The sequence below is a fragment of the Pseudarthrobacter sp. DSP2-3-2b1 genome, from assembly GCF_049895945.1.
In the GTDB taxonomy this organism is placed as follows: domain Bacteria; phylum Actinomycetota; class Actinomycetes; order Actinomycetales; family Micrococcaceae; genus Arthrobacter.
In genome coordinates, this window is sequence record NZ_JAFCTI010000017.1 from 65,192 (window position 1) to 79,040 (window position 13,849).

8 protein-coding genes are annotated in these 13,849 nt (G+C 60.2%); 6 read left to right on the top strand and 2 right to left on the bottom strand.

Annotated features, from left to right (window positions below; genetic code table 11):
- The first annotated feature begins 68 nt into the window (after positions 1 to 68).
- The 6 genes from ACP7AX_RS17655 to ACP7AX_RS17680 all read left to right on the top strand — a co-directional run bounded on the left by ACP7AX_RS17655 (position 69) and on the right by ACP7AX_RS17680 (position 8,651).
- Positions 69 to 893 carry an alpha/beta fold hydrolase gene (locus tag ACP7AX_RS17655; protein WP_426228294.1) on the top strand — a complete coding sequence of 275 codons (825 nt, stop codon included), beginning with the start codon at positions 69 to 71 and terminating at the stop codon, positions 891 to 893.
- A 983-nt stretch (positions 894 to 1,876) separates the two neighbouring features.
- Positions 1,877 to 2,608: a hypothetical protein gene (locus tag ACP7AX_RS17660; protein WP_426228296.1), complete on the top strand. Its 732-nt coding sequence runs from the start codon at positions 1,877 to 1,879 to the stop codon at positions 2,606 to 2,608.
- 428 nt (positions 2,609 to 3,036) lie between these two features.
- Positions 3,037 to 3,783 carry a hypothetical protein gene (locus ACP7AX_RS17665; protein ID WP_131683064.1) on the top strand — a complete coding sequence of 249 codons (747 nt, stop codon included), beginning with the start codon at positions 3,037 to 3,039 and terminating at the stop codon, positions 3,781 to 3,783.
- A 53-nt stretch (positions 3,784 to 3,836) separates the two neighbouring features.
- Positions 3,837 to 4,289 (top strand): hypothetical protein, encoded by a 453-nt coding sequence (locus ACP7AX_RS17670; RefSeq protein WP_131683065.1) that lies wholly within the window; start codon positions 3,837 to 3,839, stop codon positions 4,287 to 4,289.
- 323 nt (positions 4,290 to 4,612) lie between these two features.
- Positions 4,613 to 7,630 (top strand): S8 family serine peptidase, encoded by a 3,018-nt coding sequence (locus tag ACP7AX_RS17675; RefSeq protein WP_426228311.1) that lies wholly within the window; start codon positions 4,613 to 4,615, stop codon positions 7,628 to 7,630.
- Between the two features lie 49 nt (positions 7,631 to 7,679).
- Positions 7,680 to 8,651 carry a hypothetical protein gene (locus tag ACP7AX_RS17680; RefSeq protein WP_426228299.1) on the top strand — a complete coding sequence of 324 codons (972 nt, stop codon included), beginning with the start codon at positions 7,680 to 7,682 and terminating at the stop codon, positions 8,649 to 8,651.
- Positions 8,652 to 9,025: 374 nt separating this feature from the next.
- Here ACP7AX_RS17680 and metH read toward each other — a convergent pair whose 3' ends face one another.
- Positions 9,026 to 12,676 (bottom strand): methionine synthase, encoded by a 3,651-nt coding sequence (gene metH, locus ACP7AX_RS17685; RefSeq protein ID WP_426228301.1) that lies wholly within the window; start codon positions 12,674 to 12,676, stop codon positions 9,026 to 9,028.
- Between the two features lie 637 nt (positions 12,677 to 13,313).
- On the bottom strand, positions 13,314 to 13,849 hold a 536-nt coding region (locus ACP7AX_RS17690; RefSeq protein WP_426228303.1), incomplete at its 5' end, for a hypothetical protein.

Here is a 13,849-nt window from a genome sequence, read left to right on the forward strand (position 1 = left end):
CCCTAGGATTAGCTATTTCCCGTGGATAGTCTGGGACAGGATGCACCCAACGGAGGGTCAGTGAGAATGTGATCGAAGCAGTTGCTGGGGTAATCGGCCGGAACAACGTCACCATCTCCGGCCGGGTTGATGGGCCTGTGATGATGTTTGCCCACGGTTTTGGCTGCGATCAGGCTATGTGGCGGAAGCTGCTGCCCTACTTCGCTGATGATTACCGGCTGGTGCTTTTTGATCATGTTGGTGCAGGACACTCTGACCTCAGCGCCTATGACTGGGAGAAATACGGGTCCCTGGATGGGTACGCGTCGGACCTGTTGGAGATTTGCGCTGCCCTTGAACTTGAGGACGTCATCCTGGTGGGCCACAGCGTCAGCACGATGATCGCCGTGATCGCCGCCGTTCAGGACCCAAACCGTTTCTCCCACCTGGTCCTGCTTGCTCCTTCACCCCGTCACACGGATGACCCATACGACGGCTACGTGGGCGGGTTTTCGCGGGAAGACATCGAGGGCCTGCTGGCATCTCTGGACAGCAACTATTTCGCCTGGGCCGCGGCCGTGGCGCCCATGGTTATGGGCAACCCGCAAGAGCCGGAATTGGCGGAGGACCTGCGTGTCAGCTTCTGCCGGACAGATCCGACCATCGCACGGCACTTCGCCGGGGTGACTTTTTTCTCCGATACCCGCCCTGAACTGAAAAAGTTGCGCACCAGCTGCCTGATTCTGCAGTGCTCCGACGATCGGCTCGCCCCGCCGGAAGTGGGCGCCTACCTGCACGAGAATCTGGATCACAGCACCCTGGTGCAGCTTCAGGCCACCGGGCACTGCCCCCACGTCAGCGCTCCGGAGGAAACGGCCCGGGCGATTCTGCGCTACCTCAACGCCGGCTCGTGACAGGCCTCTGATAGGACCGCCGAGCTCGCTCGGCGCGCCGGCGCGGTGTTCCACAAGCCCTCGTTGCCCGTGACTACGGGATCAGCCGGGAGACCGTCTACCAGAATCTGCGCCACCCAAGCTGGAGTAAACCGCTCCCACTCCGGCGCCCCCGCTGTGCCGTAGCCGCCGCGGCCGTAGCTTATCGGAAGATTCTATGGGCGTTTAAAGCACGAGAGTAGAAGTAATCTCAGAACTCTTGTCCCTTGATGAGTTGACATTCTTCGCGAGGCCACGGGCAACCGCACTGCGCGGGGACCAGCCACGAACGCAGCCAAACTCGCACCGCCACCATCGCGTCACTCTCGGCGCACTCCCAGGGAACCATCTGACGCCACGCTCTGACTCATGGGCCGCAGATATGCACTGTTTCACCGCCCAACAGGGCACGCTTCATAGGCCGTTGGCCAGGATCAATCCGAGTCACACCGGTAGCGGCTTCCGAAGCGGAAGAGCTCTGATTTGCTGATGAACCTGCCCCGCGTTGTTCGTGGCCACCACGATATAAACTATGCTTCGCGTTTTGCCAGATTCAACGCACCTCCCACTACGGAGGAGCCGGAAAACTGCAAGCTTTTCCTCTCCCCCGGAAGAATCTCCGGACCGCGCTCACCTCTGTGAAGGCCCCGAGCGAGCAGACGCCGGGGCAGTTCCGATCGTCGCCATCGAACTACTCAACTGGCTCACCCAATACAACGCCGAACTCACGGTAGTGAACCAAGCGCATATGGACCTACGGCAAGCAAAGGACCTACGACGCGAGGCATCGCTTGACGTTTACTCGACTGGACAACCAGTCCACGCCCACCGTCGAGGCGGCGAGCCCAGGACTTGACGACCGAGTCGTAGATGCTCTGGATCCAAGGTCCAGTGACGCGGCAATGACGTGGCAGTAACGGCCTTCGACCTAATATGGCACATCGTCTCTAATACGAGGAAGCGAAATGATCATCAGGGCTAACAATGACTTCTTTTGGAATGAACCAGAGCTTTTTGTTGAAGCTTTCGGGCAAAATTCATTGCGCGACTCTTTTGGCACTCGAAGTTTGTCAGAAGATACCTTTGTCGAAGAATTGTCGGAAACAATGAGCTACGAAGACGAAGCTAGTGTTGCCCAGTGGCTTTCAGGCATTGGTCAGGGTGCGGCCTCCGGTGCGGCCAGCGGTGCTGCTGCCGGACCTTGGGGCGCACTTGTCGGAGGGCTTGTGGGAGCCGGTCTCGGGGCAGCGCAGACTGCTATGCAGCCCAGACGCTCGTCCACCACATCATCGAATGTGGCTAAGCCGGCCTCAACCGCGCGACCAACAGCGCCGCCGACTGCACACATGAGCCCAAAGGTTAACCCTCAACTGCCAAGGTCTGCCCCTGGGCAGGAATTGCCGTCGGATAACGCGCGCTTATCACAGTTGCTAGATCAGATAGGGGCTTTGGTGCCCGTACTGACTGCTCTGTCTGCACAACTGGGACGCATTGTCGAAATTGCCTCTTCTGAGCCGCTGCAAAAGGCCGCATCGATAAGCGCGGACACTTCTGACGCGAGAGCCGACCAGCGAATGGACCCAGAGGACTTGCCGCAATACCCCGCAGGAGAAGTGAGGGAGGTCAATTGGCCAGGGGATGCGGGCGGCGAGTGGATTGACAACGAAGACCGAAGCATTTCAGACAAAACAGGGTGAGGTGACCGCGTGCAACCTGACGTGAACGCAATGTTTGCCGAGCAACTTTCTGCACGGGCATCCAGTGACCCATTAGCTGCCATGCTCCTACAGCACATGAACCAATACCAGGAGGAGGAGCCCCTCGAATCAACCATGGTGGAACGAAAACTAAAACGCGCTCAAAGAATTATGAATGCGCTTCGCAAAGAACTTGCTGCGGCAAACCTCATGGTTAGGCATGTGAGTCGAGTGCTGGGCACTTGCCCGGCCTGCTGGGGACTCAACAAATTCTGCCGCACATGCCTGGGCAATGGGGGGCCAGGAACTCATCCGGTCGACATCGATGCGCTGATCAGCTGGATCACACCAGCGCTGGAATGTGCCGGACTGATTATTACAAGAGCCCGGGTCGCCTCAGGGGAGACGGACTAGCTAAAGGAGCAGCAGTGGCTGTGATAGACGATCTTGAAGCGTGGGACGACGAATCGATTGACGATGAGTCGTTGGATATCGAATCTTTTGACGATGAGTCCTTTGATGATGAATCGGAGTTGCTTGGCGGCCTGCTAGGGGGCCCCGCTTCAGTTATCGGGAATGCCTTGGGAGGGCTTTTCGGTAGCCGAGGGCCAAGCCGTCCGCCATTGTCTAGGTTCACGGTTGGAGCTCCAGGAGCAGGTGTGTCAACAGCAAGTTTGAACACCCCCGCCGGCAACGCGACGCTTCGGCTACCAGAACCTGTGGTCTCTCGCCGCGAATTCGAGGCAACCATCCGGCAAATACAGGAGGGCATCAATAGGGATACGAGCCGCCTAAACACGATCGCTAAGGATGTCGACGGTCTAACGACCAGGGTGGCAGCGGCCGTCACTGAAACCAAGCGTGACATTTCGAAGGTCAGAACTGCGGTTACCAAGAGCAATCAGGCCAACCAGCGCCGCATTGCGCGTCTTCGGCGGGAGCAAAGCTCCCAGCAGATGATGACCATGGTTATGGCGATGATGACCCAGCAGCAGTTGCAGGAAAGCATACAAGGCCACACTCATGACCCGGCCACGGGAAAGGTCGTGGACAACGACGACAGCGACAACTCCATGATGATGCTCCCGCTCATGATGATGGGGCAGGGCGGAGGCAGCGGCAATGACGCGATGATGATGCCGCTCATGATCATGGCCATGAATCCGAGAAAGTGAGACGCGAAATGGCATACCCCCCAGGATTTTTCGGCCTCGTGATGCTGGCTTCCATGAAGGCCACTGAACGCCAGAGGGCAACTGTTCCCCTAGCCATGACGATGGTTCCCGGCCCGGCTTCGCAACAAAGTGCGATCGCGGCTACCGTGGTGACGACCCAAGTCAGGGACGGCCTGAGGCGGGAACGAAGAATTGCTGACGACGTTGCCAGAGCAATGATACCGGTGGTCAAACTTGCAACCGAGAAACCGGCAGACGTGACAACCGAATATCTTCAAAAGATCCCGGTTCTGAGCCCGATTGCCTCCGACGCCCTCCGCGATGCAGTCATCAAGGGTGCACCGGCTCCAGCAGCTGCACCTGACGCGAAAATTGTGGCACAAGCGGCAAAACTCGCCGATCTCATTCTCAAGAATGGTGGAAAGAAGCTAAATGCTGGTGATGAAAAGCAAATACCTGACCTTTGGGACGCTATGAATGCAGCCCAACAAAATTTAATTCAGTAGCGGAAGGGCTTTTGAGGCCGGTCATGGAGTTCGACCCAGCCTTGCGGCACAGACTGCTGCTGAACACCGGCTCCACGACAGGAGACGCGGAAGCGCAGTCGGGTTCAGACGAGTTGCCGGTGGTCGCTCGTCTGGATCCGCCGGGGTCCTTGGTGGGGAATCTCAGAATTATCTCTACCTTCGGTCCCGTAGTCACAGGCCGCGTCAAGGCCGACAAGGTACGGGCAGTGCGGAACCATCCGGCCGTCAGAAGCCTCAAATTGGCACGGACATACTCACCGACACTTCATCGTTCCGTCGCCGACATGCACGCCCGACCAGACATGCTCCCCCGCCCCAGAAACGGAAATGGTGCCGGCAAACCTTTGACTGGCGCCGGGGTAATCGTTGCTTTTCTGGACTGGGGCATCGACGTCACGCACCAATGCTTCCGCAGGGATGATGGCTTCGGTGCGGACGGGCTAGGTTCAACGAGAATAGTTGGCATTTGGGATCAGCGGGGAGGGGCTTCACCCCTAAGCCCGGAGCCCTTCGGATACGGGCGCGTCCTCGACGCCGATGCGATCAATAAGGCACTATCTACGCGCAGCCCACAGCTGTCCCTAGGATACGACTGGGCAGATGTGGACCCACAACGGGAGGGCAGCCACGGGACGCATGTGGCAGATGTTGGTACCGGGAATGGCCGCGCTCCAGGGGCCTCACCTGGGGTAGCCCCAGGCTGTGACATCCTGTTTTGCCACTTGTCCGCAGACGATACTCGCCCTGAGGACTCGTTGGCGGATTCCGCCAGACTTTTGGAGGGGTTCGCATGGTGTTTGGACGCTGCCCAGGGGCGCCCGCTTGTGGTCAACGTCAGTGCCGGACGCACAGGCGGATCGCACGACCCATACCCACTGGCGGTACAAGCCTTCGATTACGCCCTCGCGACCGTTCCAGGCTTGGCATTGGTCCTCAGCGGTGGCAACTACTACGAAGCCCGCTTATCGGCAAAGCTCGACATTGCTACTAACGAAGTGCGGGATCTCCTGTGGGAGATCCCGGATCGACGCTCCCATGAAGCGGCGGAAATGGAGATTTGGTACGCGCCGGAAGACCGCCTGCGAGCCGCAATATACAGCCCAGATGGCACACAGCTGGCAGATCTGCCACTCGGAAAAGAAGCAATAGCAAAGGACAACGACATTCTTTTAATGTCGGGCTTTCACCGCCATAGAGACCCAAACAGCGGCTCGAACGTAGTCAACATATTTGTTCAAGCTGCTGCACCTCCAGGAACATACCCCGTACGCCTATACGGCGAAAAAATAGAAAACGGGGTGATTCATGCGTGGATTGAGCGTACCAGACCAGCCGCCCAATCCCGCTTTTCAGAGGATGTGGCGACGTCCGCCTATAGCACAGGATCACTCAGTCACGGCCACCTGCCTCTGTCCGTCGCCGCGTATGACGCCAACGATCCCGAGAAGAAGATCGCCAGCTTTTCCAGCGTCGGTCCCAGCCGTGATGGAAGGAGAAAACCAGACCTGGCGGCACCCGGCAGCTCCGTAGTTGCAGCGAGGTCGTCAATCATCGGGCCAGACGGACAACGGCTTGGAAATGGCTTGGTGTCCAAAAGCGGGACCTCTATGGCAGCTCCCCACGTGAGCGGAACTATCGCCCTAGTCTTCGAAACTTTCGCTCCGAGAAAAATTCCGATGCAATTAACCCGGTGGCTCCTGCTGGAATCCGTCCAACATCACCCGCCAGATCCAACCGGCGACGACAGGCGCTACGGAGCAGGTCGCCTGGACGCCGCCGCGGCTTGTTCGCTGGCGCTAGCTCTTGTCGAGGCACTCGAAAACATCGACAGCGCCAAAAACATGGGCTCTCTATCCAAGGCACCCGAAGGAGTGGACGTCATGAATGACCCTTTGCGCAGAACAACTTCCGCCGATGTCTTCCGTTGGCTGTCGCCAGAATCGATACTCCCTGTGGGGCAACTACTCTTAGGCAAAACACAACTGACCGTCACCCCCAGGGATCCAACGGACGTCAGACTCAGCTTCGACGATGCAGCCCAAGCCGCCCTTGCCAGGAGCACTGAACACACTCTCATAACCTCCATAGGCAGTCCCCCTACCTACAAAGTCGAGGCCTTCGGCCCCCAAGCATCCTTGATAGCCCCACCCGTGGCGGGCTTCGACGGGCCCGCGGACATCATGGCTCTTTCGATCAATGGCGGTGACCGGTTCCTCATGCCTGAAAATCCCGGGGGGCCGGGAAGGAGGCGCGTGGACGTCCCGGAGTTGAAAACCTTTTACGCGTTGCCTGCGCAGGACGCGGACCGGTACCGCAATAGGTTGGCGGACCGCCTTGCCGCAAGCGTCCAAGGTATACAGCCCATGCGAGCCCGCGCTTTGAGTCTGCCGTTGCTCCGTGTCATATTGGCCTCGAACGCAGCCGCAGCCTTTCCCGTTCAACCCATACGGCGCGGTAAGGCCTCCTACGATGCGGGCGGCTTGGTGAGTGGCGTAACTCCTCCTCTGGTGAGTCTTCCCATTCAGGAACCCCGCTGCTACCTCCCGGTCATCGCTGAAGTCGAAGGGAAACTGGAGAGCATTAACGCATGGGACGCGGGTGCCGGGGTGAGTCTGGGGCCCATCCAGTTCAATGTCGATCGTGGAGCGCTTTTCCGGTTCCTATGGGCTTTGTGGACGGAGGACCAAGATCTTTTCCGATCCGCGTTCTCAGGCCCCAGTCTCGACTGGACCATGACAATCCATGAAGGTCATCCTGACCTTCTTGTGGCCCGATCGGGTTTGACAGATACCTTGCATGGAAAGGCATCAGATCGTGAATCGAATGCGGCATATCTACAAACGGGGCAACCGGGCAAGGCTGGGCGCGATCCGAAGTATCGCAGGATGGTTGCAGCGGCGTTTCGTGACTGCGTGGTCTGGCCTCACGTTCAGGACCTCATTCTCGATGTCTCTGCCTGGTGGCTCGCCCCGGCGCTGGAAAAGATTCGAGCCGAAGGTATCGGCCCACTGGACCCTCGTCGGCCAGACCGCGACACTTTTGTACTCACGGCAATGCTCCTGTCCGCAGGGGTACGCTTCTCGGGCTGTCTGACTCCGCTTCTCGTGGCCCTGCGGACTTGGACTACTGCTTTGGATAAGCTCGCCCACTGGGAAGAAGCTCTTCAGCAGACTAGCGCGCGCTGTCAGGAGCTACATCCCCGACTCAAAAAACAGGAAGCACACGCAAACCGGACCTTCCAGCAAATACAGAGGTTGCTAAACGCAGCTCAACCCTCCGGCATGCCCGCACCCAGCAGGACGAATCCGACCACAAACTAGAGGACCGTGACTGCACCTATCCCTAGGAAACTGCACACTTGAGGAAGGCATGCGTGACGTGGAAAAGCCTTCACAGCAAAGTTCATACGACTTTATGAACGACTCGGTGGCAACCACCGGAAAAATCAGGAGAAGATCCGTCTGGGCTGATGTCAGCCCAAAGGACTGGCGTCGCCTGGCAATCATGCTTGCCCTACTCGGCGCATTACTGACCTGGGAGCTCTCAGACCCTCAAGTTGGGGACTTCTTCCAAAAGCACCCACTGCTGGGCGGGGTGTTCACTGCCACACTTCTTTCGATACTGACTATCGGTGGTTTCGCAGCCCTTCGAAGCCACTGGGAGGCAGAAAAATGGCGACGTCTGTCGGCACTGGCCGTGCTCTCCATTGCATTCGACCTGACCGTCATGATCGATGTCTTCATCTGGCTGGTGACCGGCGCACGACCGTCCGACACGGTTAGCCCTGCCAGACGGCACCACGCCGAACTCAAGGCAGCGATCCGCACCGCCGGTCTGCAGACCCTAACCGAACCCGACTTCGGACAACTCGACTATGGGACCTATGAAGAAAGGCTTGAAAACCTCCTGCGAAATGAAGGTTGGCTGCGAGTCGCACTGCAGGAAATCGACCGGTACAAGGCGCAGCACAGGAGGGGAATCGCACTATGGATACCCTCCATGGCGTTCAACCCCTACGCTGCAGCAATACTTGACCGCGTTGTCGCTGTAAACGACTTCTCTTCCTACGTCCAAAAGAACCTGCGCGCCCGGCTCTCACAGATTCAGGAAACAACGACCCACGAACAACTGAAACAGTCCTGGTTCGACTTCCTCGCCGAATCGATCAACCTCCGCGAAGAACTTTGGACAATCAGCAGAGGACGAATGAGCGAATGGCACGTCTTCCGAACACTCCTTCCCCCCGACCTCCGGGAAGCTATGGCCCAGCGCGATACGCTGAACATCACCGATATTCTCGGCCAACCTTTCCGCCGGCTCCCTCCAACTTGGACGGACTAGGACCAACGATGATTAGGGACCAGACGAGGTTCCGGGTTACGGGCGACGACCAAGTTCGGGCAGGGACAGACGACGTAACACCGCGACTGCTCAGGGCAACCTAAGTCGAGTTTCGCGGACCGGGGTTGCTGGAGAATGTAAAGAGTTTAGAATTGCCGACCGGAGCGGCGTCACCTCAATCGTCCGGCACCTACTCAGCGATCCCACATTGAAAGCCTCTGTGCCCGCCCATGGCTATATCGGCATGAAGTCCCTCAGACGCGAATCGGACCTCTATCCCTGGCTTGCTGATGGACAGCTTAGATTCCAACCTGACACGTGGCAGCATTTCGACCGCCGAGGCGTTTAGGCTTCCAGGACACCAGGACCCCACATCACACCTTGAAGTACTTCGCCTCCGGGTGGTGGAACACGAACGCGTCGGTGGACTGTTCCGGGTGCAGCATCAGCTCGTCACTGAGGACCACGCCCATCCGCTCGGGTTTGAGCAGCTCCGTGACCTTGCGGCGGTCCTCCATGTCCGGGCACGCGGGGTAGCCGAGCGAGAACCGTGCACCGCGATATTCGAGCTTGAACAGACCGGCCTTGTCCTTCGGCTCCTCGGCAGCGAAACCCAGCTCCGAGCGGATTCGGGCATGCCAGAACTCAGCAAGGGCTTCCGTGAGCTGCATGACCAGGCCGTTGAGCTCGTAGTAGTCGCGGTACTGGTTGGCGGCGAACATCTTGGAAGTGAACTCTTCAATCTTCGCCCCGGCGGTGACCAACTGCACCGGCAGCACGTCAATCTGCCCCGTTTCGCGCGAGCGGACAAAGTCGGCGAGGCACAGGTGACGGTCGCGGCGCTGGCGCGGGAAGTCGAAACGCAGCCGCTCCGTGCCGATCGGACCGCCCGAACCACCATCGGGCGCGAGCAGGCCCGCGGCGCCCAGGACGCCGTCGGCATCCGTACCGTGGTGCAACACCACCACCTGCTCCCCCTCGGAAACCACCGGGAAGTAGCCGTACGCCACCGACGCATCCAGCATGCCCTCGCCGAGGATGCGGTCCAGCCAGTACCGCAGGCGCGGCCGGCCCTCACGTTCCACCAGTTCCTCGTAGGACGCGCCGTCATCGCCGCGGCCAGGCTTGAGCCCCCACTGCCCCATGAAGGTGGCGCGTTCGTCCAGGAAGGTGGAGTAATCGTGGAGCGCCACGCCGCGCACAATGCGCGTGCCCCAGAACGGCGGCGACGGCACATGGTTGTCAGCGGCGACGTCGGACCGGCCGGGCATCGCCTCCGGCTCGGTCACCGTAAACTTCGGGCCGCCCTTGTGGATCCGCTTCTTCAGCGGCGGAAGGCCGACGGCGGCGGGGTCGGCGCCGCGGGCCACCTGCACCAGCGGTTCCATGAGGGCCAGGCCCTCGAAGGCGTCCTTGGCGTACCGGACAGTGCCGTCAAACTGCTCCGCCAGGTCCTGCTCCACATAGGCGCGGGTCAGGGCTGCGCCGCCGAGGATGATGGGCCACTTCTTCGCCAGGCCGCGGGACTGGAGTTCGGCGAGGTTCTCCTTCATCACCACGGTGGACTTCACCAGCAGCCCGGACATGCCGATCACGTCGGCGTTGTGTTCCTCGGCCGCGGCCATGATCTCGGCGATGCCCTGCTTGATGCCGATGTTGACCACTTTGTAGCCGTTGTTGGTGAGGATGATGTCCACGAGGTTCTTGCCGATATCGTGCACGTCGCCGCGGACGGTGGCGATCACCATGGTGCCCTTGCCCGAGGAATCCGATTTCTCCATGTGCGGCTCCAGCAGGGCCACCGCGTTTTTCATCACCTCGGCGGACTGCAGCACGAAGGGCAGCTGCATCTCGCCGGCGCCGAAGCGCTCACCCACCACCTTCATGCCTTCGAGCAGCTGGTCGTTGATGATGCCCAGCGGTGACATGCCTTCGCTGCGGGCCAGGTCCAGGTCTGCTTCCAGGCCCTTGCCTTCGCCGTCGATGATGCGCCGCTGCAGGCGTTCGCCGGTGGGCAGCGCCGCGAGTTCCGCGGCGCGCTGGTCCTTGAGCGCTGCGGTGTCGACCCCGGCGAACAGGTCCAGCATGATGGCCAGGGGGTCGTAGGTGACGTTGCCGTCGGCGTCGTATTCGCGGCGGTCATAGACGAGGTCCAGGGCCACCTTGCGCTGCTCCTCAGGGAGGGAAGCGAGCGGCACAATCTTGGCGGCGTCGATGATGCCGCTGGTCAGGCCCGCCTGCACGGCCTCGTGCAGGAACACCGAGTTCAGGGCCATGCGCGCTGCCGGGTTCAGGCCGAAGGACACGTTGGAGACGCCGAGGGTGGTGTTGATGCCAGGGTACTTGGTGGTGATCTGGCGGATGGCCTCGATGGTTTCGATGCCGTCCCGGCGGGTTTCCTCCTGGCCGGTGGCCACGGGGAAGGTCAGGGCGTCCACGATGATGTCCTCGACGCGCATCCCCCATTCGCCCACCAGGGCGTCAACGAGGCGCGAGGCGATGGCCACCTTGCCTTCGGTGGTGCGCGCCTGGCCCTGTTCGTCGATGGTCAGGGCGATCACGGCGGTGCCGTGTTCCTTCACGAGCGGCATGATGCGCGCGAAGCGGCTGTTCGGGCCGTCGCCGTCCTCGTAGTTGACGGAGTTGACCACCGGGCGTCCGCCGATGAGTTCCAGCCCGGCCTGCAGGACCGGCGGTTCGGTGGAGTCGATGACGAGCGGGAGGGTGGAGGCCGACGCGAAACGGGAGACGATCTCCTTGATGTCGGCCACGCCGTCGCGCCCCACATAGTCAATGCAGACGTCCAGCAGGTGCGCGCCCACGCGGACCTGCTCGCGGGCGATGTCCACGCAGTCGTCCCAGCGCTCCTCGAGCATCGCCTGGCGGAACGCCTTCGAACCGTTCGCGTTGGTCCGCTCGCCGATGGCGAGGTACGCGGACTCCTGGTCAAAATTCACGTGGTGGTAAAGGGACGCGATGCCCGCTTCACGCTCGGTGGGCAGGCGCTCGCCGTCGGCGCCCCGCCCGCCGCTGGTGACCGCGGCGGCGGTGCGGAAGGGAGCAAGACGTTCGACGACGGCGGCCATGTGTTCCGGCGTCGTACCGCAGCAGCCGCCCACCAGGCCCAGGCCGAATTCGCGGACGAACTGTTCGTGCGCGGTGGCGAGTTCGGTGGGTGAGAGCGGGTAGTGCGCGCCGTTGGGGCCAAGGACGGGCAGGCCGGCGTTGGGCATGCAGGCGATGGCCACGGAGGACTGCTTGGAGAGGTGGCGGAGGTGCTCGCTCATCTCGTCCGGGCCGGTGGCGCAGTTTAGGCCGATGGCGTCGACGCCGAGCGGCTCGAGGGCGGTGAGCGCGGCGCCGATTTCGGAGCCCATCAGCATGGTTCCGGTGGTTTCGACCGTCACCTCGACGAAGATGGGCAGCCGGATGCCGCGGGTGACGATGGCCTGCTTGCAGCCGTTGACGGCGGCTTTCGTCTGCAGGAGGTCCTGGCTGGTTTCGATGAGGAACGCGTCCGCGCCGCCGTCGATGAGGCCCTCGGCCTGCAGCGCGAAGGTCTGCTTGAGGTAGTCGTAGGTGGTGTGGCCGAGGCTGGGGAGCTTGGTGCCCGGGCCCATGGAGCCGAGGACCCAGCGCATCCGGCCGTCCGTTTTTTCTGCCGCTTCGGCGCGCTCGCGGGCGATCTCCGCGCCCTTCCGGGCGAGCTCTTCGATCCGGTCGTCGATGCCGTAGTCGGAGAGGTTTGACCAGTTGGCTCCGAAGGTGTTGGTTTCGACGGCGTCGATGCCGGTGGCGAAGTACGCGTCATGGATATCCGCGAGGACGTCCGGCCGCGTGGCATTGAGGATCTCGTTGCAACCTTCGAGGCCCAGGAAGTCATCCTCGAGGGACAACTCCCGGCCCTGCAGCATGGTGCCCATGGCCCCGTCGGCGATGACCACCCGGTGGTTCACCGCATCCAGCAGCTCCTGGGCGCGGACGGGGCGGGGCACGGACTCAATATCAAGCGCAAAACGAGGCATCTAAACAGGTTACGTCCGGTGGGTGCAACGTTGCGCTGTATGTCCGTGTACTACGGCGGGGGTGGACGTTCTTGAGGAGATTTGCCCGAGCAACGAACTCCAGGACCTCCAAGCTTCCGCGGGCGGCAGCCACCGATCTCGACGCCCTGCGACTCTCTTCCGGCCGCGGGTGTCGGGACTGAGTCCCCGGAGCGCCTTGGACCGTACCCGGCACGCTCAGGGTCGAGGTCACCCTGCAGAACGTCGGAGGCTAAGCCCATGATGATTGTAGGGTAAATGAATTTACTGGCACCTTCTCCGCTCAATCGTTTTACGTTGCCCCCAGTGAACCCAAATGCATGGAATTCACAAGTATTAATTTTCACGCAAATCCGAAAAGTCAACAACCACCAAGGGTCACGCGAGAAAAAACTCGTTTATGAAACGAAATAGAAAGAACATTGCATTCATGCGAACAATCATTCGTGGAGTTTAGTCCAGCGATCTTCAAGTACCCTAGTCAGTTTTCGATATTTATCCGATCTCACCTAAGTCTCTTATCAGGGTGATTCAAAAGGAAATGCAGTCCGCAGCCGAATCTCCATGTTTCGGCTTCAGGACGGCGCCGTCAGTTCTACTCCTCAGCTCCCCCTGCCCACTAGGAGCCTTCTTCAATGAAAATTACGTCGCGAATGGATACAAAGTCACTAAGTATTAAATTGCGAATTCTCGATTGCACCTTTAGAGGGATCGGCTGCGTGGTAGTTATGCTGATATTTCGAGTTGAGGAGCCATGCCTGAGCGCAACGGCCGAGGCATCCGGATATTTTTCGAGTTCTTCTGTAATTATTGCTCGAATTTGCAGCAGTTCTAACTTGGTGGCGGGAGGACCGCTTAAAGGCGGCATGCCCGAGTTGGCCTGGGGTAATTGACGCGCAATATCACGAACTGTTCCCAATATTTCGGTCACCATATCTTTTTCACTTCGCCGAGCTTCCTTCATCGGCGGCCTTGTTTCACTTATCTTCTTAAGTTGAAGGTCCAAGCGCGGCCACATATCCAATAATGCCGCATCCAACTTGGCGGTCTCACGTGGTTTCTCCAAGGCAGAATTAATGGGCCTTCGCAGATAAGCATGGATGCGCACTCTGAGGATGGCGCCAGCGTGTAGGTATTCCGCGCTGCGGCGTGGTG